General features: G+C 56.5%; 1 protein-coding gene. It reads left to right on the forward strand.

Annotated features, from left to right (window positions below):
- Window positions 1-12: 12 nt before the first annotated feature.
- Window positions 13-1,071, forward strand: coding sequence for an IS110 family RNA-guided transposase (locus IE087_RS23430; RefSeq protein WP_189372012.1), 1,059 nt, complete (start codon window positions 13-15; stop codon window positions 1,069-1,071).
- The last annotated feature ends 182 nt before the right edge of the window (window positions 1,072-1,253 follow it).

Raw genomic sequence — 1,253 nt, forward strand, 5'->3', positions numbered from 1 at the left:
TGGAGAAGTAGCATGGCGAACAAAGACTTTGATGAGCTGATGTCGATCGGCATCGATATTGGCAAAGACACTTTCCACATTGTGGGCTTCGATCCGTCTGGGCAGCGGGTTCTGCGTAAGCAGATCAAGCGCCTCGCATTAGTTGCAACATTCGAGAAGCTGCCGCGCTGCATTGTGGGCATGGAGGCATGCTTGAGCGCCCACTTTGTCAGCCGGACACTTCGCGAGATGGGCTTCGAGCCTCGGATAATCCCTGCGATCTATGTGAAGCCGTTCAGCAAAGGGCAGAAGAACGACTACAACGATGCAGAGGCAATCGCTGAAGCTGCGCTTCGGCCGAACCTGCAGACGGTTTCCGAGAAGAGCCAGGATCAGCTCGATCTTCAAGCACTGCACAGGGTCAGATCGCGTTTGGTGTCGCGCCGGACGGCGACCATCAACCAGATCCGGGCCTTTCTGATCGAACAGGGCATCACGGTGCGCAAAGGTTTGCGGGCTCTGAAGAACTCGTTCGAGACGATCCTGGAAGAGCGCAAGGACGAGATATCGCCTCGAATGCGGTCGATCCTGATCGGCCTCTACGGTGACTGGATGTGGATGGACAACCGGATCGATAAGGTGTCTTCGGAGATCGAAGAGATCAGCCGAACCGAGGACAACTGCGTCAACGTCATGACGGTGCCCGGTATCGGCCCGATGATCTCGACGGCGATGGTCGCTGCCATCGGTGAAGGAGAGGCGTTTGATCGCGGGCGTGATTTTGCGGCTTGGGTGGGATTGGTTCCCCGACAGTACAGCACCGGAGGACGAACGGTCCTTGGCCGCATTACCAAACGCGGCAGTAGGTATCTGAGGATGTTGTTCGTTCAAGCGGCGAAGATCATCATGATGCGCCCACATCGTTGGCCCGACTTCAGCTTTGGCGAATGGCTAACACGCGCTTGCGAACGCATGCATCGAAACAAAACGGCCGTCGCGCTGGCCAACAAGCTCGCGCGAATGGCATGGAGCATATTGAGACACAAAACGGCGTTTGATGCGCCAAGAGACGAGGTTGCTATCGGCGTCTGAGCCGAAGCGGCCCAAAGGAGTTCGCGATAGATCGAAAGCATGGAACGGAAAAACTACGCCCCCAAAATCTGACGGCCCAAAAAGTCGACAATGACTTGTCCGGTAATGAGATCACGGTGCGAGCGTAACCCCAACAAGGCCACGACCCCCGTGTCGACCAGTAGGCCGGATACATATGAGCG

Source organism: Tateyamaria omphalii (assembly GCF_014651375.1).
Classification (GTDB): domain Bacteria; phylum Pseudomonadota; class Alphaproteobacteria; order Rhodobacterales; family Rhodobacteraceae; genus Tateyamaria; species Tateyamaria omphalii.